The organism is Collinsella sp. An2, assembly GCF_002160065.1.
In the GTDB taxonomy this organism is placed as follows: Bacteria; Actinomycetota; Coriobacteriia; order Coriobacteriales; family Coriobacteriaceae; genus Limicola.
The window spans coordinates 1-26,151 of the sequence record NZ_NFJW01000017.1 but is presented as its reverse complement, the minus strand read 5'-3'; the positions used below and the strand labels follow the sequence as shown (position 1 = coordinate 26,151).

The 26,151-nt window shown below is 64.5% G+C and carries 17 protein-coding genes; 9 read left to right on the top strand and 8 right to left on the bottom strand.

What is annotated here, in order from left to right; translation table 11 throughout:
* Positions 1-184 precede the first annotated feature (184 nt).
* From B5F33_RS09235 to B5F33_RS09220, 4 genes are all read left to right on the top strand, one after another.
* Positions 185-2,812, top strand: a complete 2,628-nt coding sequence (locus B5F33_RS09235; protein ID WP_087411521.1) for an energy-coupling factor transporter ATPase — start codon at positions 185-187, stop codon at positions 2,810-2,812.
* A gap of 228 nt (positions 2,813-3,040) precedes the next feature.
* A complete protein-coding gene (gene truA / locus B5F33_RS09230) occupies positions 3,041-3,880 on the top strand; it encodes a tRNA pseudouridine(38-40) synthase TruA (RefSeq protein ID WP_087411520.1) in 840 nt (279 codons plus the stop codon).
* Positions 3,881-4,041: 161 nt separating this feature from the next.
* On the top strand, positions 4,042-5,094 hold the full coding sequence (locus B5F33_RS09225; protein ID WP_158095348.1) for a glycosyltransferase family 2 protein: 1,053 nt from the start codon (positions 4,042-4,044) through the stop codon (positions 5,092-5,094).
* A gap of 520 nt (positions 5,095-5,614) precedes the next feature.
* Complete coding sequence (locus tag B5F33_RS09220; RefSeq protein WP_087411518.1) at positions 5,615-6,052, top strand: ArgR family transcriptional regulator; 438 nt, start codon at positions 5,615-5,617, stop codon at positions 6,050-6,052.
* Between the two features lie 853 nt (positions 6,053-6,905).
* Here the strand turns inward: B5F33_RS09220 and B5F33_RS09215 are convergent.
* Positions 6,906-9,191, bottom strand: coding sequence for a PBP1A family penicillin-binding protein (locus tag B5F33_RS09215; RefSeq protein WP_087411517.1), 2,286 nt, complete (start codon positions 9,189-9,191; stop codon positions 6,906-6,908).
* A 169-nt stretch (positions 9,192-9,360) separates the two neighbouring features.
* On the opposite strand from B5F33_RS09215, the gene B5F33_RS09210 reads away from it, so the two are divergent.
* The 4 genes from B5F33_RS09210 (at position 9,361) to B5F33_RS09195 (ending at position 16,952) form a co-directional block, all read left to right on the top strand.
* Positions 9,361-11,493 carry a U32 family peptidase gene (locus B5F33_RS09210; RefSeq protein ID WP_087411516.1) on the top strand — a complete coding sequence of 711 codons (2,133 nt, stop codon included), beginning with the start codon at positions 9,361-9,363 and terminating at the stop codon, positions 11,491-11,493.
* Between the two features lie 308 nt (positions 11,494-11,801).
* A complete protein-coding gene (locus B5F33_RS09205; RefSeq protein ID WP_087411515.1) occupies positions 11,802-13,382 on the top strand; it encodes a hypothetical protein in 1,581 nt (526 codons plus the stop codon).
* A 324-nt stretch (positions 13,383-13,706) separates the two neighbouring features.
* Positions 13,707-14,921, top strand: a complete 1,215-nt coding sequence (gene tyrS, locus B5F33_RS09200) for a tyrosine--tRNA ligase (protein WP_204214495.1) — start codon at positions 13,707-13,709, stop codon at positions 14,919-14,921.
* A gap of 201 nt (positions 14,922-15,122) precedes the next feature.
* On the top strand, positions 15,123-16,952 hold the full coding sequence (locus B5F33_RS09195; RefSeq protein WP_239285018.1) for an adenine deaminase C-terminal domain-containing protein: 1,830 nt from the start codon (positions 15,123-15,125) through the stop codon (positions 16,950-16,952).
* Between the two features lie 162 nt (positions 16,953-17,114).
* Here the strand turns inward: B5F33_RS09195 and B5F33_RS09190 are convergent, their stop codons facing one another.
* The 6 genes from B5F33_RS09190 to B5F33_RS09165 form a co-directional block, all read right to left on the bottom strand.
* Positions 17,115-18,389 carry an ATP-binding cassette domain-containing protein gene (locus B5F33_RS09190; protein ID WP_239285016.1) on the bottom strand — a complete coding sequence of 425 codons (1,275 nt, stop codon included), beginning with the start codon at positions 18,387-18,389 and terminating at the stop codon, positions 17,115-17,117.
* A 336-nt stretch (positions 18,390-18,725) separates the two neighbouring features.
* A complete protein-coding gene (locus B5F33_RS09185; RefSeq protein ID WP_239285014.1) occupies positions 18,726-19,892 on the bottom strand; it encodes an ABC transporter substrate-binding protein in 1,167 nt (388 codons plus the stop codon).
* Positions 19,893-20,229: 337 nt separating this feature from the next.
* The gene (locus tag B5F33_RS09180) at positions 20,230-20,502 is read right to left on the bottom strand and encodes a helix-turn-helix transcriptional regulator (RefSeq protein ID WP_087411513.1); all 273 of its coding nucleotides are present in this window, start codon (positions 20,500-20,502) and stop codon (positions 20,230-20,232) included.
* Positions 20,503-21,186: 684 nt separating this feature from the next.
* On the bottom strand, positions 21,187-22,008 hold the full coding sequence (locus tag B5F33_RS09175) for a Cof-type HAD-IIB family hydrolase (RefSeq protein WP_087411512.1): 822 nt from the start codon (positions 22,006-22,008) through the stop codon (positions 21,187-21,189).
* A gap of 45 nt (positions 22,009-22,053) precedes the next feature.
* Positions 22,054-23,466: a citrate synthase gene (locus B5F33_RS09170; protein ID WP_239285012.1), complete on the bottom strand. Its 1,413-nt coding sequence runs from the start codon at positions 23,464-23,466 to the stop codon at positions 22,054-22,056.
* A gap of 163 nt (positions 23,467-23,629) precedes the next feature.
* Complete coding sequence (locus tag B5F33_RS09165; protein WP_087411511.1) at positions 23,630-23,917, bottom strand: ACT domain-containing protein; 288 nt, start codon at positions 23,915-23,917, stop codon at positions 23,630-23,632.
* Between the two features lie 606 nt (positions 23,918-24,523).
* Here B5F33_RS09165 and rpmE point away from each other — a divergent pair.
* Positions 24,524-24,958, top strand: coding sequence for a 50S ribosomal protein L31 (gene rpmE, locus B5F33_RS09155; RefSeq protein ID WP_087411509.1), 435 nt, complete (start codon positions 24,524-24,526; stop codon positions 24,956-24,958).
* A gap of 320 nt (positions 24,959-25,278) precedes the next feature.
* Here the strand turns inward: rpmE and B5F33_RS09150 are convergent, their stop codons facing one another.
* Complete coding sequence (locus B5F33_RS09150) at positions 25,279-25,791, bottom strand: pyridoxamine 5'-phosphate oxidase family protein (RefSeq protein WP_239285009.1); 513 nt, start codon at positions 25,789-25,791, stop codon at positions 25,279-25,281.
* Positions 25,792-26,151 lie beyond the last annotated feature (360 nt).

Genomic DNA, 26,151 nt, shown 5'->3' with positions numbered 1-26,151 from the left:
CAATATGCCAAGTATGCGAGGGGTGCATATGCGCCCCTCGTTTTGTATGTAGGGATGTCAGGCGTGCCGTGATGCTGAGCCATGGGACCGTGCAGGTTGCTCGCGTGGATGGAACGCCAGGCTGTGGGGTCTTCGCATTTTGCCGGTTTTTTTGCCGAACGGGCATAACAGACGGGGTGAAACCATGATCGAGGTGCGCGATGCACAGGTGAGCTTTGGCGGTCGGGAGCAAGCCGACGTCGCCGATGGCGAGCCGACATCTCCAGCCATTCACGCGCTTCAAGGCGTGAGCTGCACGTTTCGCACGGGTGAGGTCGTCGCCTTGGTGGGGGCGAACGGCTCGGGCAAGTCGACGCTTGTGAACCTTCTTTGTGGCGCCATGTTGGCGCATCCCGGCATGGTGCGTGTCGAGGGCCTTGACCCCGCAGCGGACGAGGTGTCCCGCCGTGAGGTGAGGCGCCTCGTCGGCCATGTATTTCAAAGCCCTGCCGATCAGATGGTGTCCACCGTAGTTGGCGACGAGGTCGCCTTTGGTCCGCGGAACCTCGGTCTTGAAGAGCGCGAGGTTGAGACGCGTGTTGGGGCGGCGCTTGCAACGGTGGGGCTTGCCGGCTGTGAGGCCCGGGAGGTGGAAGCGCTTTCCGGTGGCGAGCAGCAGCGCCTGGCCATTGCCTCCGTACTTGCTATGGAGCCCCGCTTTTTGCTGCTGGACGAGGCCACGGCGCAGCTTGATAGCGCGTCGCGCCCCGCGTTGAGGACGCTGTTCTGCGCTCTTGCACATGAACGTGGCATGGGAGTCATACAGGTCACTCATGATCCCATTGAAGTTCTCATGAGCGATCGCGTCCTTGTGCTCGAGCAGGGTTGCGTCGTTTGGGAGGGGGCTCCGTTCGAGCTTTTGCTGTCGTCTGGCGGCCTTTGGGACCGCACGTTGGTCGCAAGTAGATATATCGATTCGCTCAGATGCGCTTTGAGCCACGGGTATCGGCCTTCGGGTACTTGGGCACCCGAGCAGGTTGTAACGTGGCTTACAGACGGTCTGGAGCGCTCTGGCGACACTTGCAGCTCATGGGTACGCGATCTTATGCGTGCGACAGGCGTGGGAGGCGCGTACGCGGACCGGGTCGATGGGCCGGCACGGGCTGCCGACGGGCGAGGCGACGGCTCACAGACGCGGGCTTCAAATATGCGAGGCGGCGGTGCGCAGGCGGGCGCTTCAAACAAGCGAGGCGGCGGCGTTCAGACGGCGGGCGTCCAGCTGCAGGGCGTCTCGTATTCCTATGGCATGGATGCGGCGCTTGATGACGTGACCCTCGATGCCGCCCCCGGCGAGGTGTTGCTGGTTGCGGGTGCCACAGGTTCTGGCAAGTCGACGCTTGGATGCGTCGTGGCGGGTCTGTATGTCCCAAGTTCGGGCCATGCGCTCGTTGACGGCAGGACGGCGACGGCCGGTATGGTGGGTGTCGCCTTTCAAAATCCTGAGCGCCAGATGTTTTTGGGGAGCGTCGCGGATGAAATCGCATTCGCGCCGCGCAATGCGGGCGTTGCCGAGGATGACCTGAGCACGTATGTGACGAGCGCCTGCGAGGTGGCTGGTGTCGCGGATGAGCTGCTGCCTCGCGATCCGTTTTCGCTCTCGGGAGGTCAGGCGCGCCGCGTTGCCGTCGCGAGTATCCTTGCTCAGAAGCCGCGTGCATACGTGTTTGACGAGCCAACGAGCGGGCTTGATGCCGCGGGACGCGCCGACATGCACCGCGTGGTCCGCACGCTGGCGTATGAGGGTGCTCCGGTGATCGTGGTGAGCCACGACCTCGAGGAGTGGCTTGAGGTCGCCGACCGTGTGGTGCTGCTGCGCTCCGGTGAGATTGCATGGTCGGGCACGGTGACGGAGCTCTCGCAGGACCGCGGGGCGTTCGGTAGGGCAGGGCTGGCCGCACCCGAGGCGTGGACGTTGCGCTGGTGTGTTGAGGACGTCTGCGCCGGGATACCCGCTGCGTCCACGTCGGACGAGGTGGCGGACGTGCGCCGACCCAAGGCGTCTTCCGTCCCGGACTCGCTGCTCCATCGCGTGGATACTCGAGTCAAGATCGGGCTGCTCATGGCCGCTACGATTGCGATCTTTGCGACGCCGACTCCGCTTGCGCTTGCAGTGTGGGTGCTGGTGTTGCTGGGCGTCCTCGCCGCCGGCTCGATTGGGCCGCGCCGAGCCGTGCGCGCCCTCAGGCCTGTCGTGGCCCTGCTGGTGCTCGTCGTGTGCGCGAACCTCATCTCGTGCGACGGCTCCGCCCAGATCATGCTTGCCGCCCCCTTCGGCCTCAGTCTGGCCGGGGCGTGGCGTGCGGGGGGAGCGGTCATGCGCATCGTGTTGCTCGTGGGGCTTGCGCTTGCCGTATCCGACACCTCGACGCCTACCCAGCTTGCCGACGCGTGCGTGCGTCTCATGCGCCCGCTCAGGCGCGTCGGAGTGCCGGTGGGTCCCATCGGGCTGGTGCTGTCGCTTTCGCTGCGGTTCATCCCGCTTGCCATGGACGAAGTGTCGCGCATCAATCTCGCCCAGCGCTCTCGCGGCGTCCGGTTCGATGAGGGCGGGCTCGTGCATCGTATCCGCCTGTGGGGTGCGGTGCTCGTGCCGGCGGTGGTGTCGCTGTTTCGCCGTGCCGACCGGGTGGCGGAGTCCATGGATGCGCGCTGCTACGAGGAAGCGTCTCGAAGCGACTTGCCGCCCCGTCCACTCACCGGCCTCGACCGCGCGACGCTTGCCGTGGGAGCTGCGGTGATCGTCGCGATCGTTGTGGGGACGGCGCAGCTCTAGAAACACCGGGCAAGCCCTTCCGCATGTCGAGCCGACGTGTTGGGCCCGCGGGCTCAGGCTGCGTCGGCGCGGCCCAGCGGCCTCGCAGCCTCGCAGCCCCACGGCCCCATGTTTAAGCCGATATGCGGCGTGGACACACGGCGACGCCTCGCGCGCCGCATCGTCACGCCCTGCGCGGCGCCGTGCCTTGGATACAATAGCGTCAACAACCCGAGCAAGGAGCCAACCATGACGACCGACATCGCGACGCCCACGACTCCGCAGGATACGGCCTGGGACGGGGCCCTCGTTTTCCGTTTGGGATACGACGGCACCGCATACAGCGGATTTGCCGAGCAGCCCCAGCCCGACGTCCATACCGTGGCGGGAGAGCTCCGCTGCGCCTTCGAGACGTTCCTGCGGCGTGAGGTGGACCTCACCTGCGCCGGGCGCACGGATGCCGGGGTGCATGCCCTTGGCCAGTACGTCAGCGTGCCGGCGACGTCTGCCGAGCTCGAGATTCCCCAGCGCCGCTGGCTGCGCGCTATGGATGCCCTGCTGCCGCGCGACATCGCCATCGGCGAGGTCTTCCGAGCCCCAGAGGGCTTCTCTGCGCGTTTCGACGCCAGGGCGCGCACCTACATCTATCGCATCGCCGACCGTCCCGACCGTCCCGTGCTCACGCGTGGGCACGTCTGGTGGCACCGGTTGCCGCTTGACGAAGACGCCATGCTCGAGGGGGCGCAGCATCTGGTGGGGGAGCACGACTTCAAAAGCTTCTGCAAAGTCGCCTCGGCCGTGGGTAAGCCGACGTGCCGCAACGTCATGGAGGTCGGATTCGAGCGCACCTGCGAGCTGGGCGAGGATGTGCTGGCCTTCACCATTACCGGCAACGCGTTTCTACACTCCATGGTGCGCACGATCGTGGGCACGCTTGTCGAGGTGGGCATGCATCGACGCGAGCCCTCGTGGGTTGCAGACGCGCTGGCCGCGTGCGAGCGTACCGCAGCGGGTCCCACGGCTCCTGCCGAGGGTCTTACCTTTGCAAGCGTGCGCTATGACGAGGGTGCCTTCGTGCCGGTTCCGTAACGCGCCCGCAGAGTCGGCGGGGAAGTGTGTTCCCCGCGTGATGAACATCTGTGCATGGCGTGCAGCCCTCCCTGTTGACGGAAAGCCAAAAAATGATGGTGATACCATGGCATAACAGGCCGAATTCCGTCGTTCTGGAGGCTGAGCAGTTGGCGCGTCGAATGAAACAGCGTCCGCGGGTTACCGTCGTGGTTGCGGCGCACAATGCTGCTACGCACATCGCGCGCCTCGCAGAGAGCGTCCTGGGGCAGGAGCTGGAAAGCGTCCAGCTTGTTGTGGCCGATTGCGCATCGACCGACCGTACCCTGCAGATTTGCACCCGCGCCGCCGAGCGCGACATGCGCCTTGATGTCATCCATCTCGATACCGACGATGTGTGCCGCGGGCTCGATGCCGCCATCGATGCCGCGCGCGGCACCTATCTGCTTATCATGGAGCAGGAGGACTGGTTTGGCATGCGGGGGCTCGAGAGCCTTGTTGAGGCTGCCGAGCGCAACGACCTGCAGATGGTCATCCCCTCGTACTCGTTTGACACGTACTTCTCCAGCGGCGAGCGCTCGTCGCACGTGGTGAGCTTTTCGAGCGAGGTCACGACGACGGCGTCCGAGTTTCGGCGCAACGCCTATATGCTGATCGAAGAGGGCCTGTTCGACCTTCACAAGGGCAAGCTGCTGCAGCGCGACCGCCTTGACGAGCTTGGACTGCGGTTTGGCATTGCCGGCGACCCCGAGGACTTCATCTTCCGCTACATAGAGGATGTTTCCCGCGTGGGGTCGGTTGAGGAGGCGGCCTATCACGCGCCGCGCGAGCAGCGCGGTATTCCGACGACGCTCGACCCCTTCCTGTACGTGCGCTGCGAGCACGAGCACGAGCGGCTTCAGAACCTGGCGACATGCTGGAACATGGCCGAGGACGCGCATTTCTCTCGCGCCATTCATCGCATGCATCTGTCGCAGATCATCATGAGCATCGAGAATGTGTGCTCTACGCGCTCCGTCTCGTCCATCGAGCGGACCGAGCGGGTGCGCGACATGATTGAGGCTCCAAGCACGCGCGATACCATTGCTGCCCTGCAGGGGGACGGCCACAGGTTTGGCATCATGTTTGGGCCTATCGCGAAGGGCAACGTCGTTGCCTGCTGCTTCAGCGCAAAGCTCAATCGCTTTGCTCGCGGGTCTCACCTGCCGTTTATCGGTGCAGGCTCTGCAGCCTAGTTCTTTCAGCCTCGAGGCGCCGGTTCTGCAGCCTGGCGGCGTCGGATTTGCGGCCTAGCGTGGTGGATCTGCGGCCTGGCGGCCGCCGGTCGGCTTTTGCTGGGGAAGCGATCTCCTGCCTAGCGCGCCGGTCGAGCTCTGCTGGGTGAAACTGGCCAAGTTCTTCGCTTGGCATGGCGGTTCTGTGGCCTAGGGGCATCGGACGGGCCCTGCAGGGTGAAGCGGCCTAGTTCTTCAGCCTAGCGCGGCGGTTCTGCGGCCTGGCGGCCGGCGGTCGGCTTTTGCTGGGGGAAGCGATCTCCTTCCTAGCGCATCCGCTGTAGGTGTTTACCCCCCCATACCGTATAGCCCGCAGAACTTGCATCGGGCGGCTCGGGCTGCCGCGGTGCATCATACATCCATCTATCATTCGTTACATTTTGAATTATTTGCCAAGCTATGCATCATTGCGGTGTATCTTGAGTAAACTATGCACAATCACGAGAGATTCTCAAAAGCATCCAGATTCGAGGTACGGCGTATGGCAAAAAAGCGGAACGGGCGTCAGGACGCCATCCGGGACATCGTGCGCAACAAGAATATCCGCACGCAGCGCATGCTGGTGGATGAGCTCAAGGCTTGTGGCTACGACTGCACGCAGGCGACCGTATCACGCGACATCGCCGACATGGGACTGCGCAAGCTGCCCGAGGGTGTCTATGTGTTGGCCGAGGACCTGCATCTGCAGCGCATGGTCTCCGAGCTGGTAGTCGAGGTGCTTCGCACCGACAACCTTGTGCTTATCAAGGCTCAGCCAGGAACGGCGTCGGGCATCGCTGCGGCTGTCGACGCTGCCGAGCTGCCCGATGTCCTGGGCTCCTTGGCGGGCAATGACACCATTCTCGTTATTGCGAAGACGGTCGAGGACGGCGAACGTCTCGAGGCGCTTATCAGCAAGCTCTGCAATCCCCATCGTTAAGGCGGAGCCGTAGGTACTTCGTGCATGTGTTCATGCATGTGGGCGGCGAAAGGGGTGCGTTCCCTGTGTGGGGGCGATGCGGACTCGTTCCCTGTGTGGGGCGACGCTGGCCGTATGAGCGTTGCTGCGCCTTGCCCCGACAGGTATGCGAGCGGGGGAGCACATCAGCCTCTACGCGATATCAGGCTCTTGCAGGGGTGGTTGAGCACCGCAGCGTCGTGTACACTCAAAGCTTGGTCCCAGGGCTGCAGAGGACTGTCGACCAAGCATGATGATCTATCGAGAAGGACGTTATCGTGATCGCACTCATCCATATCCTGGTCATGGCGTTGGTGATGCTGCTTCCCATCGCGCTCATCGCACTGCTGGTCTACTACTTTTTGCATACGCGTAAGCAGTAGCGCTTGCTCGGCCTTGCTCTTGGGAGTCCCGGCTGCCAAATGTAGTCCAACAACTACGTTTGACTATCTTTTCGCCGCTTGGCGCGCCGCTTTTTAGACTAGCAACTACCTTTGACTAATTCTTGGTCGAATAACGTGGCGAAAATCAGTCCAGCAACTACTATTGACCATCTTTCGAAACGCGACACCAACAGCGCAACATCCATAACGCGACATCTAGGCAACGCGACACCAACAACGCGTCATCCAGGCAAAAAGAAAGGCCCCGCGAAGGGGCCTTTCTCATATCCATGTAGAGGTGTCGGATGTAGAGGCGCCGGAGGAACAATGACGAGAGACGCAAGAACGACGAACGTAAGCTCTGTCGACGAAGGAGGCACGTGCGGTCGTCGCTCCCAATCAGGCGAGACCTCGGACGAAGCGGGGCGACGCTCAACCTCGGGCGCTCGACGCTACGCTGCGGGAGTAACCGTTTCTCCGCCAGCGCCGCCTCCGGTTTCGCCACCGGTGCCGCCGCCCGTCTCACCGCCGGTACCACCGCCTCCGGTTTCACCGCCAGTGCCGCCGCCGGTGCCTCCGCCGCCTCCAGTGCCACCGCCGGTGCCGGGATCGACAGGTGTGGTGGGCTCAGTCGGAGACTCGGGCACCGTGGGCGAATCGGGCGTGGTCGACGGCGACGACGGGCTGCTCGGCGACGAGGGGCTGGTCGTAGGCGAAGAAGGCGACTCGGGCGACTCGCTGGAATCGGGAGACTCGGCATCGTCCTCTTCATCGGTGCTTGCAGACTTCAGGCCAACGAGCGACTTGCCTTCGACCTGCCACACGCTGTTGCTCTTATAGGTGGGCGTCTCGCCGGTGGGGAACTCCTCGCGCGGAACATCGGCAAGGATGGTGTTCATGATGTTGCGCACGATAGGCAGGGTCAGGTCGTCGCCCAGTGCGTCGCGTCCACCGATGCGGATGGGGATGGCACCCTCGGAGTAGCCGGTCCAGGTTGCGATGGTGTACTGCGGGGTGTAGCCGCAGAACCACAGGTCGGCAACGTCGGTGGTGGTACCGGTCTTACCGGCGAAGGGCTGGTTCACCGACAGGCGCGCAGCCGTACCGGTACCGCGGGAGATGACGCCCGAGAGCACGTCGGTCACGACTTCGGTGACGCCGGTGTCAAGCACCTGCTCGCCGGTGGTGTCCTGCTGGTAGACGGTCTCGCCGTCGCGGTTGGTAACCGAGACGATCGCCGCGGCGTCGCGGTGCAGGCCGCCTGTGGCGAAGGTGGAGTAGGCCTCGGCCATCTCAAGCGTGGAGATGCTCGCCACGCCCAGGGTGGTGCTCGTCACGTCGGGGATGTCGGCGTCGATGCCCAGCTGGCGGCAAAGCTCGATGATCTTGTCGTTGCCCACGGCCTTGGCCACCTGCACGAAGCCGGTGTTGGACGAGAGCTCGGTCGCGCGGGTGAGCGGAATGGTGCCGTAGCTCTGGTTGCCGTAGTTGTGGATCTCGCTCGTGCCGTTGTCGAAGGTCATGGGCGAGTTGCAGTTGATGGGGATGCTCGGGTTCATGCCCTCCTTGATGGCGGTGGCAAGCGTGAAGCCCTTGAAAGAGGAGCCCACCTGGCGGCCGGCGGTCGCGTGGTTGGTGTGGCTCTCGTCGGCGTAGTAGTCACGGCCGCCCACCATCGCCTTGATCTGGCCGGTCTTGTTGTCGATGATGGTCACGCCGGCCTCAAGCCCGTCGAGGCCCACGGTGTTCAGTCGGTCGGTGACGGCCTGCTCGGCCGCCTGCTGCACGGTGGGGTCAATCGAGGTCTGGATGGTAAGGCCGCCCGAGAAAATGGCGGTGTAGGAGAACTGGTCCTGCAGAAGTTCGAGCACGTAGTCCACGAAGTAGGGATACGCGTAGACGTCCTTGCCGGTACCGGAGCTCTCGGTGACGTTGAGGTTGATGGGCTCGGCCTGCGCGGCGTCGTGCTCCTCCTGGGTGATCTTGCCGTTCGAGAGCATGCGGTCGAGAACCGTGTTGCGACGCTGCATGGCCAGGTCGGGGTTGATCGTGGGGTCATAGGTGGACGGCGAGTTGGGCAGGCCCACGAGCAGCGCGGCCTCGGCGAGGGTGAGCTCGCTGGCGTGCTTGGAGAAGTAGGTCTGCGAGGCAGCCTCGATGCCGTAGGCACCGTGTCCGTAGTAGATGGCGTTCAGGTACATCATGAGGATTTCCTGCTTGGAGTAGGTCTCCTCGACCTTGAGCGCCAGATACGCCTCGCGCACCTTGCGCTCGAGGGTGATGTCGAACTGCTCGTCGGACAGGATGGTATTGCGCACGAGCTGCTGCGTGATGGTCGAAGCACCCTCGGAGCCGCCCGTGAGGTGCACCATGACGGCGCGCGCGATGCCGATGAGGTCGACGCCGTTGTGCTCGTAGAAGCGCTCATCCTCGGTGGCGACCATGCCATCCTTCACGTAGTCCGAGCACTCGTCCCACGAGATGTTGGTGCGGTTCTGGGTGTAGAAGCGCGCGATCTCGTTCCCCGCGGCGTCCAGCACCACGCTGGGTTCGCTCGTGAGGTAAAGGTCGGTGTTGGTGTAGTCGGGCAGGTTCTGAAGCCAGCGGTTGACGTTGCCGATCATACCTACGCCAAATGCGACGCCTGCGACCAAAAAGAAGCCGAGCAGCGAGACGATGACGATGGGTGCGGTATGCGTTTTGGCAACGGTGCGACGATGACGTTCGCGTGGACCCATGAAGACCTCCAATGACGCCCCGGAGCGAGGGGCTTCGGGGATTAGCGAGGAACATAAGTTATTACACATTAGCGCAAGCGGCTCCCAAAGGCCCTCGTGTATCCTAGACGCAGGCAAATTCCAGACCGATTGCATACCTTATCGGCGGCGATGAGAGGGGTCAGACAGCATGATGACGCAAGGCGCAGGTGCGGTTCCCGAGCTGTTGGCTCCTGCCGGCGGCGTGGACGCATTGCTGGCTGCCGTGGCCGCCGGGGCGGACGCGGTCTATGTGGGCGCCGGCAGCATGAACGCCCGCGTGAGCGCCGAGGGGTTCACGCCCCGCCAGCTGGCCTGTGCCTGCGCGTATGCCCACGAGCATGGCGTGAGGGTCTATGCGGCGCTCAATGTGACGGTCTATGAGGGGGAGCTCGACGGGGCGGTAGCCCTGGCGCGCCAGGTGCTCGACGCCGGCGCGGATGCCCTCATCGTGGCCGATCTGGGGCTGGCGTCTCGCCTGCTTCGCGACGTGGGGGGCGTCGAGCTGCACCTCTCCACGCAGGCGGGCGCGCAGTCGGTACAGGCGGTTCGCATGGCCCGTGAGCTGGGATGTTCTCGTGTGACTTCGGCCCGCGAACTCACTACCGGCGAGATTTTCGGCCTGACGGAGACGGGCGTTCCCATTGAGGTGTTCTGCCACGGGGCCATCTGCATCTCGTACTCGGGCGCCTGCGCGTTTTCGGCTTGCCGCCGCGGTCGCTCTGCCATGCGGGGCGACTGTACGCAGCCGTGCCGGCTGTCCTATGGCCTGGAGGACGAGGAGGGGCACACGTGCGCCCGATCGGATGGCGACAAGCTGCTGTGCCCGCGTGACTATCTGGGGCTCGAGCACCTTCCCGAGCTATGTGCGGCAGGGGTGGCGTCGCTCAAAATCGAGGGGCGCATGAAGAACCCCGACTACGTCTACAACGTGACGCGCATCTATCGCATGGCGCTCGACGCCGCGGCGGCGGGGGTGCCGTATGACGCGCCGGCGCTTGCCCGAGAGCTCGGGCGCTCCTTCAACCGTGGGTTTACAGATGGGTACCTACGCGGCGACTCGGGTGCCGACCTCATGAGCACGGAGCGCTCGTGTAACCAAGGCGTGCGGGTGGGCACGGTGGTCGAGCGTCGTCACGAAGCGGTACTCGTGGAGCTTGAGGGAGATGTTGCTGCGGGAGACACGCTCGAGATCCGCTTTGTGCCGGGGCCGGACACGCCGCCCGACGTTCCTGCACGGTGGCCCCAGGTGCCGTGTACGGCAGATGGGGCGGCGGGGGAGCGCCTGTGGATTCGCTGTAAGCGCAAGGTCACGGTCGGCAGCGTCGTCCACCTGGTGCGCAGCGCCCGGGTGCTCGCCGAGACGTCCGCCGCGCTAAAGCGTGCGCATGCCGACCTCGACGCGATCGAGCAGGCGTACGCCTTTGGGGACCTGCCCGAAACGTGGGCGGATACGGGTGCCGACAAATCGGCGGGCGCGTCGCTGGGCCCACGCAGCGCGAGCTCGCATGGGGCGGACGCGCGCGCTTCTGTCGCCGGAGCGCAGGTCGTGCTCGTCGACAGCGTCGACGCGGCGTCGCGCGCGCTTGCAACTGCACAGGGCCGTGAAGTCGCGGTCCTTGCCTGGCGCATCGCCGAGGACTTCGCTGCGTGGGAGGACCTCCTGGGCCGGCTGACCGTGGTGCTCGACGAGGTGCTTCGCGCTGACGATGTGGACCGGGTCCTGCAGGTCTGTTCCCGGGCAGGGCGCGTGGTGTGCCGCAACCTGGGGCAGATCGAGCTCGCGCGCCAGACGGGCGCGTCCTTCGATACCGCAACGCCCTTGCATGCGACCAACGCGGAGGCGGTCCGCGCCTTTGCGCGCATGGGGGCGCGGCGCGTTTGGTTGTCCGGCGAGCTTGATGCGGATGATGCGCCCTTGGTGGTCGATGCCGTGGGCGATGAGGTCACGATGGGCATGGTCGCGGCCGCGCGCTCCGAGCTTATGGTGTGCGAGCATTGCCTGCTCACCGCTGAGGGCCCCTGCGACGGTAGGTGCGCCTCGTGCTCGCGTCGCCGACAGAGGCGCTGGCTGGTCGAGACCGGCGGCGCGCGGCTGTCCGTGGTGGTGGACGCACGCGGAAGGACGCGGATCTTCGACGAGCGCCCAACGGTTCGTCGCGACCTGTTGCGCGCACTCGGCGATCGGGTTGTCTGGGCCGTCGAGGCAGGTGCTTGCGGGGTGGAGCCCTGCGGCGTGTCTGACCCGGAGCGTGACGCACGCGAAGACGAGGGCGAAAGGTAGGAGAGGCCATGTCACTGAGCGGGCATAAGCGGGTACGGCAATCGGTGCGGGCGGCCTTCGAGCCGGCTGGGGCATCCCCTGCGGTGGAGGAAGCCCCTGCGGTTTGCCGCGGCGCGTCCTCCGGGTTGACCGCAGTGACACCGGGGCCGACAGGCGCGTCTCCCGAGCCAGCTGAGGCGTCCCCTGGGTCGACGGTGGCGCCCCCTGATTCCGCGCAGGCCTCTCCGCCGCTCACCATAACGGGTGCGTACCCAGTCCGCAGCCCGCGTTGGCTCGTTCTTTTGGCCGCCGCGTTGGTGGCATTGCTTGTGGTCGCGCTGGTCCCTATGGTGGCGATCTCTGCCTTTGACCACAGCTACGCCGACGATTGGCACTACGGCGTCGATGCCTATCTCGTGCTGCAGGCGGGAGGCGGCATAGCGGGTGCCGTGCGCGCGGCGATCCAGGAGGTCATCGATACCTACGATTCCTGGCAGGGCACCTACTCAGCGATCTTTCTTATGGCGTTGCAGCCCGGCGTGTTCTCGGAGGCGCTTTACGGCGCGGGCGCTGTGGGCATCATGGCGAGCCTGGTCCTCTCGACGGGGTATGCGACGTCGGTTGCCGTGCGGGACGTTGTGGGCGCAAGCCGCGCGCCGTGGCTTGCGGTGACGTGCGTGGCGCTGTTGCTGCAGACCCAGCTGCTGCCGAGTCCCGTGGAGGGATTCTGGTGGTATAACTCGGCCATCTATTACACGTTCTACCATGCGCTCATGCTTGGGATGGCAGGGCTTGCCGTAAGGTTGCTACGCGGATGCACGCATCGGGGGCCGCTCACTCGCCACGGCGTTGTGCTGCGGTCGCTCCTGCTTACCGCGCTTGCGTTTGTGGTGGCTGGCGGCAACTTCGTCACGGGCCTTGTGAGCGCCGTCGGACTCTTTGCTGTGGCGGTTGCAGGGCTTGCCCGCAGGCCGCGTCGTGCCGCCTTGCTGCTGCCGGCGCTCTTTGTTCTTGTTGCTGGCTTCGTGGTCTCCATGGCCGCGCCGGGAAACGAGGCCCGCCAGGTATCGCAGTTTGCCGGGGACAACCTGGGCGTGGTACTCACGCTGGTGCGCAGCGGCTTGGCGGGTATCGAGTATGCGGTGCTGTGGACAAACGGCTACCTCGTCCTGGGCTTGCTTGCCCTGCTGCCCGTCATGGTGCGCATCGCCCAAGAGGCAAGGTGCTCCTATCATCTGCCCGGCGTTCCCGCCCTGGCGTCGCTGGCGCTCTTTATGGCGAGCTTTGCTCCCACGTTTTACTCGATGGGAACCGTCGGCCCGGGTCGCGTTCAGAACATTCGCTACGACCTGTTCGTATTGGCGGTGTTGCTGTGTGTGGGATGGTTCGTGGGCTGGTGTGTTCGCCGTGCCGAGGCGCACGGGCTGCTCGATGCGGCGTCGCCTCCCGCGGAGCGTCCCGCAGCGTTGGGTGCCCATGCGCGGCCCGCGGTGTCTGAAGTCGATGGACGAGCCGCGTTGCCGGGCGCGGGCGTCCAAACAGTCGGCGCGCAACGGGCCTCGTCCTGTCGCCGTCTTCTTGCCGTGCTGTACGCATCGATTGCTGCGGTGCTTGCGTTTTCGCTGGTAGCGCTCGCCGTCGACAGTCGTCATGTGGACGACCTCGTCTCCATCTCTGCGGCACATGCGCTCATGACCGGCACGGCCCAGGAGTACGACCAACAGGTGTGCGACCGCATCGACCTCATTGAATCGAGTCCCGAAGATCAGCTCGAGGTCCCGTTCTATACGGTGGGGCCGAAGGTCCTCTTCATGGGGGATATTCGCGACAACATGGACAACTACATCAACTTCCGCCTGGCCCAGTGGTACGGCAAGGAATCGATCGTGGGATATCACGGGCAGCTGTAGGCAAGCCTCCGACGAGTGGGGCCGCATCTTTGCGCAATTCTCACGCTCGGGACATGTTTGGTGGCAATTCACACGTTCGAGGCCAAAAAACGGGGGTTGAACGTGTGGATTGCTGCAGAACCGCAGACGAGCATGTGGATTGCTGCACAACCGCGGGCGAGTGTACGTTTTGTTGCTCGGCATAACGGGCCGCACTCTCACATGAATCATTCACGACGAACGGATTTCTCGGCTATATTAGATGGGTTATGCGAACACCAGCACCGCCACCGCGCCGATGGCCGGCCGTAGGCGAGGGTGCTATCTCATGAGGAGGACAGAGATTTGCTGCCAGTCGACGAGCAGATGCGCATCATCACGTCTGGCGCCGCCCAGATTGTGCCCGAGGCGGACCTGAGGAAGAAGCTCGAGCGCGGCGTGCCGCTCAACATCAAGCTGGGCGTCGACCCCACGAGCCCCGACCTGCATCTGGGACACGCGGTGCCGCTTCGCAAGATGCGCCAGTTCCAGGACCTCGGCCACAAGGTCACGCTCATCATCGGCAACGGTACTGCCATGATCGGCGACCCCTCCGGTAAGAACACCACGCGCCCGCAGCTCACCCAGGAGCAGGTCGAGGCCAACGCCGCCACGTACGTGAGCCAGGCCATGAAGATCCTCGACCCCGAGAAGACCACGATCGTGCACAACGGCGACTGGATCTTGTCGCTCGACCTCAAGGGCATGCTCGAGCTCTGCAGCAAGTTCACGGTCGCTCGCATCCTGGAGCGCGACGACTTCACCAAGCGCTACCAGTCCCAGACGCCTATCGCCCTGCACGAGTTCCTGTACCCCGTCATGCAGGCCTACGACTCGGTCAAGATCAAGGCCGATGTGGAGATGGGCGGCACCGACCAGCTGTTCAACCTGCTCGCCGGCCGTGAGCTCATGGAGAAGATGGGCATGGAGCCGCAGGTCGCGCTCACCATGCCGCTGCTCGAGGGCACCGACGGCGTGCGCAAGATGTCCAAGTCCTACGGCAACTACATCGGCCTCACCGACGAGCCGGCCGACATGTTTGGCAAGACCATGTCCATCCCCGACGAGATGATTGGCAAGTACTACCGCCTGGCAAGCTCTAAGACGCCGGCCGAGGTGGACGAGATCGAGGCCGCGCTCGCCGACGGCTCCGCCGACCCGTACGAGCTCAAGCGTGCGCTCGGGCGCGACCTGTGCGACACCTACCACGGCGCCGGCGCGGGTGAGGAGGCCGAGGCCGCGTTCGACCGCGTGTTCAAGGAGAGCCAGCTGCCCGAGGACATCGCCGAGGTCGAGGTTGACCTGACCCCCAACGACGAGGGAAAGATCTATCTGGCGGGCGTGCTGCGCGCAGCCGGCTTGGCACCTTCGACGGGCGAGGCCCGTCGTCTGATCGATGGCGGCGGCGTGAAGATCGACCAGCAGCCGGTTGCCCCCAAGAGCTACAACGTCGAGCCCGGGCTGCTGCATGCGGGCGTCGTCCTGCAGGTGGGCAAGCGTAAGTTCGCGCGCCTGAAGTAGGACGGGCCCATACGTTCTTTCTGCGGTGTCCCCAAGGAACGCGGCAGGACGAAAATCGATTGAGACACGGGGTCGTGGCGCAGCGCCGCGACCCTGTTTTATATGGCTGCGGTACAGCTGTGCGCCGTTGGCAGTATGGTGCATCGCGGCGGCCGCTCTCGGGTACGATGCATCCAACGAGCGACATCGAGGGGAGCGAGCATGGAAACAGACATGCTGGATGCGCAGCACAAGAAGCTGATTGACACCGCCGAGGGGCGCGAGCCTGCGGACACGCTGTTCGTCAACGCGCGCATCGTGGACGTGTACGGGCATCGCGTGGTGCCGGGTCGCGTGGCGGTGCGCGACGGGGCGATCGCGTCCGTGCTGTTTGACGACCGCGACTCGGAGGTGCCCGACGACGAGGCGCGCGAGGTCATCGACTGCAAGGGCAGGTTCCTTGCGCCGGGCTTCATCGACGGACACCTGCATATTGAGTCGAGCAACGTGCGCCCGGCTGAGTACGCGCGCATGGCGCTTGCCCGCGGCACCACGACCGCCATCGCAGACAGCCACGAGATCGCCAATGTCTGCGGCCTCGATGGCCTGGCGTTCATGATTGAGGATGCGCGCCGCGCGCCGCTCGACATCAAGTTCATGATGCCTTCGTGCGTACCGGCGCTGCCCGATGAACAGGCCGGGGCAAGCATTACCGCGCAGGACATGCGCGCGTTTATGGATGAGCATCCCGGCGAGATCTTTGGTCTGGGCGAGATGATGAACACGCCCGGCATCTATGCCGCGGACGAGGAGACCGTACGGCGCGTCGGCGTGGCCGCCCAGACGATGTCGCGCCAGGTTGACGGACATGCGCCGCTCGCGGCGGGGCGTGACCTCAACGCATATGCCGCGGCGGGCATCATCGCCGACCATGAGTGCACGCAGCCCGAGGAGGCCCTCGACAAGCTTTCGCGCGGGATGTACATCATGCTGAGGGAGGGCACCTGCAGCCATGACCTTGCGCAGCTTGCGCCGCTTGTTCGGGATGATCCCTTCCGGGCTCGTCGGTGCTGTCTGGCAACCGATGACCGTGCGCCCTCGGACGCGATCAGCGTGGGCATGATCGACAATGCGTGTCGCATGGCTATCGATGCCGGCATCGATCCTGTGACGGCGATTGCCATGGGAACGCTTTCGACTGCCGAGTGCTTTGGGCTGGACCATGGCGTGTCCGATCCGCTCGAGCGGCGCGGCGCCATTGCCCCCGGCAAACGTGCGGACTTGCTGCTTCTGGATGACCTGGCGTTTGTGCGTCCGCCGGCCTTCGTCTTTTCTGCGGGCAAGCTGGTTGCGCGCGACGGCGCGTTCGTGGGCGAGGTTCTTCCGGAGTCCGAGGAGGTTGCCCGCCTCGAGGCCACGCTGCGCGGGTCCGTCCATCTTCCGGAGCTTTCCCAGGAGGTGTTTGATTATCCCTTCACGCCGGGCGAGGCAGTGATCGACGTTATTCCCGGCAATGCCGTCACCGGCGTCGCACGGCCCGAGAGCGGCGAGGGCTTGCGGCGCATCGCGCTGGTGGAGCGCCACGGTCGCGGCGTGGCGGCGCAGGCTGCGGGTGCAGACGGCCAGGGGCCCGCGGGCCTGGGGCTGGTCGGCAAGCACATCGGGCGCGGCTGGGTGCGCGGCTACACCATTTCGGGCGGTGCCATCGCCTCTACGATCGGGCACGATTCTCACAACGTGTGCGTGGTGGGCGATAATCCCGCCGACATGCTCGCCGCTGTTCAGGCGGTGGGGCAGGGCGGCTTTGTTTTGGTGCGCGCCGGCAAGGTGGTGGCGCGCATCGATCTACCGCTGGGTGGCCTTATGAGCGATAAGCCTGCCGAGGAGGTCGCACGCGAGCACGACCTGTTCATGCGCGAAGCTCGCTCCACGGGCGTTGAGCCACCGCTCGACCCCATCATGGGCATGATCTTTTTGCCGCTTCCCGTCATTCCGGTCATGCGCATTCGTCCGGAGGGTGTTTTCGACGCCGAGCGCTTCGAATACGTGTAAGCGGGTTCACCAAGTGGGTTCATGTGGCTGGTCGCGTCGGCGTGCGCCCGGGCTGGGGCGCAGTGGGTTGTACCGGGATTGTCCGCGCTGGGGTGCGGCCGCCCGCGCCGGCATGTGCCCGCCCGCACCGGCGTCGTCCGGGCTGGGGCGCAGCCGATTGACCTAGCTGAGATACACGACCTGCGCGCCGAGAAGGTCCGCGTCGCGCAGGTCGTGCGTGGCAACGAGCACGCAGCGACCCTCTTCACGCGTGCGAACCAGCGCCGCCGCTGCGGCGCGGGATTCGTCATCCAGGCCGGTGAAGGGCTCGTCCAGCAGCAAAACGTCATGTGGAGCGAGAAGTGCCCGGGCAAGCGCGATGCGTCGGCGCTGGCCGCCCGAGCAGGTCTCGACGGGGCGCGCCATGCAGTCCTCGAGTCCAAGGTGGCGCAACAGATCGGGTGCTTCTTGCCACTCGCGCGAACCTGCTGGAACCGCTAGGCGCGCGTTGGTGAGCGCGCTTGCCCCCTCGATGAGCCGGTCATCCTGAAAGACCGTGGACGCGCGCCCGCTACCAGGTCGCGCGACGGTACCAGCGCCCGGCACCTCGAGTCCGGCGGCGATGCGCAGCAGCGTCGACTTGCCGGCTCCGGAGGGGGCCATGACGGCAATCGGCGCTCCGGGACGCACATCAAGCGAGATGGGGCCGACGCCGGCGCCTCCGACAAAGTGGCGAGATACCTCGTCAAGGCGGAGCGCACTCGGCGCTCTGTCACTCGCGGGGCAGCTGGAACCGGGAACAGACGGCGCGCCCACCGCGGAAATCCGTTCGACCGTAAAGTCACTCAACGCCGCCCTGTGCAGCACATCCAGGGCGACGACAAGCAGCTTCTCCATCGCCACGGAAGCCACTACCACTGCGACGGTCCAGGCGAAGAGCCCGGGCGTGTCGAAATGGACCTTGGCATCGTAGAACGCCTCGCCAACAGAGCCCAGAGGAATGCCGATGACCTCGGCTGCGACGCATGCCTTCCACGCCATGCCGAGCCCCGTTGTGCAGGCAGACCGTATGGCCGGCATGAGCTGGGGCAAGGTTATGTAGCGAGCGCGGCGCCAGCGTGCGAGGTGAAAGACGCGGGCCAGCTCATCGAGATGTGGATCACGAGCACGCAGGCCGGCAAGCAGGGCTTCGTAGACAAGGGGCGTCACGACGAGCATCACAACGAGTACGGAGAGCTCGCTTGCGCGCAGCCACACGAGGGCGAGGACCGTGATCGCCGCAACGGGAACGCTCTTGGCAAGCGCGATCGGCGGGGCAAGAAACGCCTCTATGTGTGGGCGGCGCACGGCGAGCGAAGCTCCCAGGGAGGCGATGGCCATGCCGCCTGCGAAGCCGGCGACCACGCGGATGAGCGAGAATCCCAGACGGCCCCAAAAGGAGGGTTGCAGCGCTGCCATAGCGAGACGTGAAAGCACAGACAAGGGGCCTGGCAACAGCAGTTCGCTGTCAAGCGCCAGGGCCGCAAGCTGCCACAGCACAAGCCAGGTTGCGATTGCCCACAGGGATAGGCCACGCGTCGGGCGCTTCGACGCGGCCGGGGCTGTCGAGCTCCCACGTGGGCCCGTTCGGCCGTCGTTCGGCAGGCATTGCTCCCGGCTGCGACGGCGCTGCCCCCAGCCGCGAAGGCGTCGTCCCGAGCCACGTTGATGGCGATCCTCGTGCCGCTGTGCGGCGCGGGTGTCGTTGGCGATGGCGTTTCGCCCGCCTGTGCTGTGCTTTCGGTCTGGCATAGGCTATGCAGAGGTCGCGTCGACCAGATAGAAATCGTCGTCCGGCATGGATCCGCCCACGCTGGAGGGGTCGGCGTCCGCGAGGGTCTGCAGGTACCCTTCTAGCTCGCTATGCATCGTTTCGCCGCGCGTGCACACGATGTGGCAGTAGGGGATTGCACGCTCCGCCACCGTCGCGTCGATGATGCCCGCGGCCTCGATGAGCTGCGCCGCCGTTGCGGGGTCATCGTTGACGAAGTCCACGGAGCGCGCGTAGGCGTCCAGGAATTCCTCGACGGCGTCGGGGTGGTCCTGCACGAAAGCTCGGCGCACTACTGTTACACCCGTCACAAGGGTGGCGTCGCTTCCGGCGCTCGCCGCGGCGTCATTCCACGCTTCGGAGAGGTCGATGGCAATTCGCGCGCCATCGACTTTGGACAGGGCGCTCGTTGCAAACGGTTGGGGCAGCATGCACACCGCGGTAGGGTCCGCCTGCAGCGCAGCAAGGCACTCGGCGTGCTCGCTGTGCCATTCAATCGAGACGTCGGTGCCCGGCTCGAGCCCTGCCGCTCGCAGGATGTACTCGAGCGCATACTGCGGCGTCGAGCCGCGTCCGGCAGAATGAATGGTCCTTCCGGCCAGGTCGTGTACCGTCTGGATGGTCTGTCCGGCCTCCACGATATCGAGCACTCCCAGCGTGTTGATGTTCGATACCACGATGTTGCCCTCGGTGCGCTGATAGAGCGTCGCGGCAAGGTTCGCCGGTACGCAGAGGGCATCGAGGTCTCCCTGGATGAGGCGGGGAGCGAGCTCGTCGGCAGATCCGGCGAGGGTGAACTCATAGGTCGTGGCAAGGCTTCCGATGCCGGCAGGGTCGGTGCCCACCGGGCTCGCTGCGTCGTTATCGGGCGCGGAGAGCGCGCCCGTGGCGTCCATGAGACCGACAAGGCCCATGCCGGTCGGACCCTTCAAAGCGCCGATGCGCATGGTTACAGCGTCGGACGTTGTGGGTGCAGAGCCGGCCTGCGCCGAGCCTGCGGCGCTGTGGTCATCGGCGTTCGTGCAGCTGGCAAGCGTCAGCCCGGCGAGGATGCCGAGGCCACCCATCACGAAACCACGTCGACTGACCGACATTTGGCTGACCGACATGGCTCTCGATCCCGCGTTGGTGGTATGTCCGATGCGGTTCATAGCAGGTTCCTCCTCTATCAATAGCCCGCCGAGCAGCGTCCGGCGGCGGATGGCCGCGGCGATTGGATGCCCGGTCACGGCGATGGCGCGTCGGGCCATAGCGCCGGGACACCCGACCAGACGCCGCGCGCCTTGAGTGACGAGCGCCGTTAGTGCGGTTTTCGGTGCCCCCGCGATCGATTGGCGGCACGTATGGTGCTTCTACGAATATAGAGTATCTTGCTGCGGGTTGGCGCGGCGCAGGAGGATGCGACGAGGCACTGTTAGGCGCCGCGAGCGTAGGTTTTCGCTGATTCAAAGGCGTCGTTGTATGGGCCGTCCACGGAGGCGGGGCGCGTTATTGCTGCTTATGGGTTCGGTCGGCAAACAGGGCGTCCTCGGCGTCGAGGTCGGCGGGAGAGTCGTGCTCAATGAAGAGGCGATACGGTTCTATGCCGAGCGCCTCGGCGATAAGTTGGATGTTCTTGAGTGAGATACTCCGCTTTTCACGCTCAAGCGAGCTGATGTAGGTGCGATGCAGGCCGCATTTTTCGGCAAACGCCTCCTGCGAAAGGCCGAGGCGCTTTCGATACATCCGAACATTGCTGGCAAACACGTGAATAACATTCATGGGTACCCCTTCGCGAAGGAATATCCAGGAATGCCGACAGATGGTCTACAGACAATAAGTCTCTACAACGCAGGATGGACGCATGGCGTTGAGTTGGCCATCCTGAAAGACACGTCGGTCAATATTGCGCACAGCCGAGTAGCGCTCCATGCGTCTGCTTGAAGTTGCGTGCGCTCGATTGAAAATGCGTACGCCCGCTTAAAGTTACGTGCGCGATTCGGCCATTCCACCCCTGTTTTCAAGGTGTTTTTGGACGAAAAGCTCTATCAATTTTGGAATCGTGTTCGCAACTTCGGGAAGGTGCTCGTATTTTCGGAATCGTGCTCGTAACTTCAGGGTGGTGCAATCAAGGGCTTTTTGAACCGTTTCCAGTGGGTCTTTTTATGGCATTGAAAAACTCGTTTCGTTTTTATGCAGTTAATTTCCAATTTGACGAGTAGACCATCGTGTCGACGCCGCGAATCCAGGGGTTTTGTTGGTGCAATTGGGCCCTCTACTCGGTGTTTTGATTTTTAACTGCATAAAACCGAAACGAGTTTTTCGGGAGCTATGTCACGAGCCTTTAAATCGCATCCTCTGGGCCATGCGCCACGGGTGAATGGCCCTGTCGAAAGAGGCGTGCGCCGCGGACGGGCCACTCGTCGTCGGGAGCCGGGGGCGTCTGCGTGCACTCTAGAGCGGCATCTACAGCGTTGCTCCTAGCTGCTCCAGCACAAAGCGTCCTACGCCCGCCTCGTCGTTCGAGTGCGCGATGACATCGGCAGCGGCGCGAACCTCGGGCTCGGCGTTTGCCACGGCGACGCCGGTTCCCGCGGCTTCAATCATCGAGATGTCGTTGATGTTGTCTCCAAACGCGACGGCCTCGGCAACGGGAATCCCCAGGTGGTCGCAGAGCCACGTGAGTGCGGATCCCTTGGAGGCCCGTACGTCGGAGACCTCGATATTCGTGTCGTACGAGCGCACGATGGCGACGCTTTCATCCTGAGAGATCTGCGCTTCCAGGGTGTCGCGGTCGGCGGGGTCGCGCCAGTAGATGGCGATGCGCTCGATGTGCTTTAGCGTATACGCGAAGTCCACGGGGTCACCGTCGAACGGGGTACGCGTGGTGCGCATGGAGGCGAGCACATAGGGGTCGTCCACGAACTCGGCCAGGCGGTCGTATTGCTCGCGGCACATGTAGTCGTGGCCGTCGGCGAAGAAGTCGAAGGTCACGTCGTGGTTGCAGGCAAGCTGGTATATGGCGAGTGCCCGCTCAAGCCCCAGGTCAATGCGATGCAGCGTCATCCCCGTGCGAACGTCGGTCACCGCGGCGCCGTTTGCTGAGATGGCGTAGTGCACCGACGGATGCTCCAGCACCTCGGGAACGATGCCGGCCAGGGGACGTCCCGAGCAGGGCACGAATTCTATGCTGCGTGCGGCAAGCTCGTCCATCGCCTTGGCATTCAGCGCGGGAATGCGCTTGTGCGAGTCGAAAAACGTTCCGTCGAGGTCGGAGAATACGATCATGGGAGTCCTGGTTCTTACATGCGGCTCGCTCGGCAGGACGCGACGCTAGTGACGATCGGCGATAGGCACGTAGGTGACGTCGTCCATGACCGAGTTGTACGCGGGGCGGATGATCCGGTGGGCGCCGTAGAGCTCTTCCATGCGATGAGCTGCCCAACCTGCCATGCGGGCCACGGCGAACAGCGGGGTGAAGAGGGTCTCGGGCACGCCCAGGATATTGTAGATGAACCCCGTGTAGAGGTCGATGTTGGCACAGATGGGCTTCGTGGTGCCGCGCACGTCGCGCATGACCTCGGGTGCCAACCGCTCAATGCGCTCGATGAGGGCAAACTCCTCGCCCAGACCCTTGTCTTCGGCCAGATGGCGCGCATAGCGCTTGCAAATTTGGGCGCGCGGGTCGGAGAGCGTGTAGATCGCGTGTCCCATGCCGTAGATGAGGCCCGAATGGTCGAAGGCCTCGCGGCGCAGGATCTTTGCCAGGTAGTCTGCAACCTCGTCGTCATCGTCCCAGTGCTCGACGTGCTCGCGAATGTCCGCGTGCATCTTGGTGACCTGGGCGTTCGCGCCGCCGTGGCGAGGCCCCTTGAGCGAGCCGATGGCTGCGGCATAGGCAGAGTACGCGTCGGTCGCGGAGGACGAAAGCACGCGGCATGCGAAGGTCGAGTTGTTGCCGCCGCCGTGTTCGGCGTGGAGCATGAGCATGACGTCGAGGAGCATGGCCTCTTCATGGGTGAAGTCGGGGCCGCCGCGCAGCACTTCCAGGATGGCCTCGGCCATGGAGGACGACGCGTTGGGCGCGGGCACCACAACGCGCACGCCGCTCGTCTCGGCCTCGTGCGTGATGTGGGCGATCGCGGCGATGCGCGGCAAACGGGCGAGCAGCGACAGCGCCACGTCTACCTCATGGGGCGCCGACGTGTCGTCGGGCGTCTCGTCGAATGCGTAGAGCAGCAGCACGGCGCGCTGAAGCACGTTCATGATGCTCTTGGATTTCGTAGCGATAGGAAACTCCGAGATGTACTCGTCCTCCAGCAGGCGCAGGCTGCCGATGCGCGCGCCGATGCTCTCGAGCTCGTCGTAGCGGGGAAGTGCTCCGGTCAGCAGCAGGTAGGCGAGCTCTTCGTAGCCAAAACGGTCCTCGGCCTGTGCGTTGTCGATGAGGTCGGCGATGTCATAGCCGCGAATGGTGAGTTTGCCCTCGTCGGGAATGAACTCGCCGTCTTCTATACGGTATCCGTGAACGTCGGAGATGCGCGTAAGGCCGGCGACCACACCGGATCCGTCGGCGTTGCGCAGGCCGCGCTTGACGTTATGCTCGCGGTAGAGCTCTTCATCATAGGGTTCCATCGAGGCGCCCGTGTACAGGCGCTTCGATGCCGGCGAGAGGCGACGCGATTTAGCAAAGTCCGTTGTATGGCGCTGATATACGGTGCTGTGGTTGTAATACTGATCTATCACAGCTGCCTCCCATCTAGATGATCCCTATGGTTAAGACAAAGCGAGCGTCGGTGCAGACGCTTCGTGCGGTGTGCCGATTGTCGGTGTCGAGGCGCGCCGCTTTGGCGCGGTGCTTACTACCTGCGGATGGCGGCGCGTCCCTCGAGGCCTGCGAGTCTGTGGCTTACAGGCGATACATGAAGTTGAAAACGTCCTCGCGCTGCATCTGAACGGTGACGCCGATCTCGTCGCCGGCGGCCTGCAGCTTCTCCTGGAGCTCGGTAAAGTCCAACGGGGAGTCGCCCATGTCGGCGAGCATGGTCATGGTGAAGATGTCCTCGATGATGCTCTGCGTGATGTCGCGGATGTCTACCGTGGCCTCGCCGAGGACGCGCGAGATGCCGGCGACGATGCCGGGGCGGTTCTTGCCGAGGACGGTGATGACGATGCGGTTCGAGGCGAGGTCGGCCATGGAAGTCCTTTCTGGTTGGCGGGGCGGGCCCGCGGGGATTGGGCCGGGAGACCGGCTGGCCCCCGAGCTCGCTGGGCGACCGTTCGCCCGCGAGGTGCGGCATGCGCTTGTGCTGCGGGGCAGAGCCATGTCGCTCCAGCCGAAAGCGATGCACGTATCCAGCATTGTACCCGCGTCTAAGCTCGGTTCATTCGTCCTCGTTATCACGACACACGCAGGCAACACAGATATGAAGGCGCGTTAAGAGAGAGAGGGGGGCAAGGCGCGCCGCGTGCAGCGGCGAGCAGGGGCGACTAGGGGCGGCGGGCGGGGGCGACTGGCGGCACGGGTAGAAGCGGCGAGCGGAACCGACGGGCAGAAGCGGCGAGCCGGGCGGCGGGCGGAGGGGACGAGTGGAAGCGGCGAGCGGAACCGACTGGCAGAAGCGGCCAGCCGGACTTCTCGGCCGAGCAGTCGCCGCGTTGGTGAACCTTTTGTGGCGCAATGTCGTGCGGCAAAGGAAGATCGACGGTGTGCTACACTATCGGCTTGTTCTGTCTTGGTCGGAAACCAAGACGCCTTACGTCCTGATTGGTAACCAGGACACGACCATAAGGAGTCCCTGCTATGAAACCTGGAATCCATCCCGAGTACATGGAGTGCACGGTTCGCTGCTCCTGCGGCAACACCTTCGTGACCCGCGCTACGGTCCCGGAGATCCGCGTCGAGCTTTGCAACGAGTGCCACCCGTTCTACACCGGTCAGCAGAAGTTCGTTGACACCGGTGGACGCGTCCAGCGCTTCGCCGACAAGTTCGGTGGCGCTGCTCAGGCCGCCCTCGAGCGCGAGGCTGCCAAGAAGGCTGCTCGCTCCAAGGCCGCCGAGGAGGCCGCTGCCAAGAAGGCTGCCGAGCGCGAGGCCAAGGCTGCCGAAAAGGCCAAGCGTGCTGAGAAGTACGCCGCCGAGGCCGCCAAGAAGGCCGAGGCCGAGGCTGCTAAGGCTGCCGCTGAGCCCGCTGAGGCTCCTGCCGAGGCTGCTGAGACCGAGGCTGCCGCCGAGTAGCGTTCTCAACATATCGGGAACTGCAACGCCCTGCACCGCTCATGCGATGCAGGGCGTTTTGCATAGAAGGGAAGAGAATGTGAGCGCGGTGACGGGTCCGGGCATCAGGTGCGCCGCGTAATACGTGTGGAGCGAGGCGTGTGGAGCGAAGCATGTGGGGCGAAACTGAGTGTCGACGGCCGCCCTGTTCGCCAACGCTCAGTTTCGCTTCAAAATCGAGGCTGATTCCGGAACATTACTGAGCGTTGACGAATCGCCAGCAAGTGCTCATGGCGGAGCCGCCCTCCCTAGGCGTTCTGCTAGGTGCTCTGCTGGGCGTTCTATTTCGGGGCACGCTGCTTTCCGGTGATGTGGTCGAGGTCAACGCGCCACACGAAGACACGCTCGAGCGCTTCATCGGAATAGCCCGTGGGATACCCGGGCGCCAGGTGCTCCATGATGCGGTCGAGGCCGTGCCGTTTCTCGTCCACCGTCACCGCGGGACGAATCGTGCCCGCGCCCATGATGCTGCGGTAGGCGTAAGAATAGGCGCAGCTATAATCGCCGGTGATGAGTCCGTCTTCAATATCCATTTCGATTGCCACGGGCACGCCGGCCTCGCCGTTGCGCGAGAAGGCATCCGCCTTTCGTCCTTCGCCCGCGGAATGAAGCCACAGCACGAGGTGCTTCGCTTCTGCGTCGTCCCCGGTCCATTCGTAGCCAAAGCTCATGGGCACGATCGCCATGCCTTCATCGTCACTGTAGCCTACGCGCACGGTCTGGCAGGTGTCGACAATCTCTCGCAGCTGTTCCTGCTCTCGCAGCTCTCGTTTCGCCAGTCGCATCTTCCGCATGGCATGCCCCTCTTCCCTGTATCGTCCGCGCGGTGCCTGGCAGAGCCGCGCGCGGGTGAGTCTCACGTACACTTATATATAGTAGACGTGGTGCGCATGTGCGATGTTAGAGCGGCGCCCGTCTCCTTTGCGTGCCAGCCCCACAGCGCGCGTCGTAGCATTCTGCGTCTGCGCCTCAAGCCCGATCGTACGTCGGGCAACTTGTCCCCGACATCGTTCGTCCCGGCGCTCAGCGTGGTTTCGGTTGATTTTCAACCTCAGCGAAACGCTTTGAGCGATCAGGGCGTTTCCGCACCTAGCGCGACGGGGGCGCGCCCTTGCGGGCGGCCTTCCGGACGCGTCCCCGCAGGTGTAGGATTC

Bases quoted from the DNA above. Each gene is read 5' to 3' on its own strand.
- B5F33_RS09225 (WP_158095348.1), top strand. From the start codon at position 4,042: ATGAAACAGCGTCCGCGGGTTACCGTCGTGGTTGCGGCGCACAATGCT.
- B5F33_RS09150 (WP_239285009.1), bottom strand. From the start codon at position 25,791: ATGCGGAAGATGCGACTGGCGAAACGAGAGCTGCGAGAGCAGGAACAG.
- B5F33_RS09210 (WP_087411516.1), top strand. From the start codon at position 9,361: ATGATGACGCAAGGCGCAGGTGCGGTTCCCGAGCTGTTGGCTCCTGCC.
- B5F33_RS09165 (WP_087411511.1), bottom strand. From the start codon at position 23,917: ATGGCCGACCTCGCCTCGAACCGCATCGTCATCACCGTCCTCGGCAAG.
- B5F33_RS09185 (WP_239285014.1), bottom strand. From the start codon at position 19,892: ATGAACCGCATCGGACATACCACCAACGCGGGATCGAGAGCCATGTCG.
- B5F33_RS09215 (WP_087411517.1), bottom strand. From the start codon at position 9,191: ATGGGTCCACGCGAACGTCATCGTCGCACCGTTGCCAAAACGCATACC.
- B5F33_RS09220 (WP_087411518.1), top strand. From the start codon at position 5,615: ATGGCAAAAAAGCGGAACGGGCGTCAGGACGCCATCCGGGACATCGTG.
- B5F33_RS09175 (WP_087411512.1), bottom strand. From the start codon at position 22,008: ATGATCGTATTCTCCGACCTCGACGGAACGTTTTTCGACTCGCACAAG.
- B5F33_RS09235 (WP_087411521.1), top strand. From the start codon at position 185: ATGATCGAGGTGCGCGATGCACAGGTGAGCTTTGGCGGTCGGGAGCAA.
- B5F33_RS09195 (WP_239285018.1), top strand. From the start codon at position 15,123: ATGGAAACAGACATGCTGGATGCGCAGCACAAGAAGCTGATTGACACC.
- rpmE (WP_087411509.1), top strand. From the start codon at position 24,524: ATGAAACCTGGAATCCATCCCGAGTACATGGAGTGCACGGTTCGCTGC.
- B5F33_RS09190 (WP_239285016.1), bottom strand. From the start codon at position 18,389: ATGGCAGCGCTGCAACCCTCCTTTTGGGGCCGTCTGGGATTCTCGCTC.
- truA (WP_087411520.1), top strand. From the start codon at position 3,041: ATGACGACCGACATCGCGACGCCCACGACTCCGCAGGATACGGCCTGG.
- B5F33_RS09180 (WP_087411513.1), bottom strand. From the start codon at position 20,502: ATGAATGTTATTCACGTGTTTGCCAGCAATGTTCGGATGTATCGAAAG.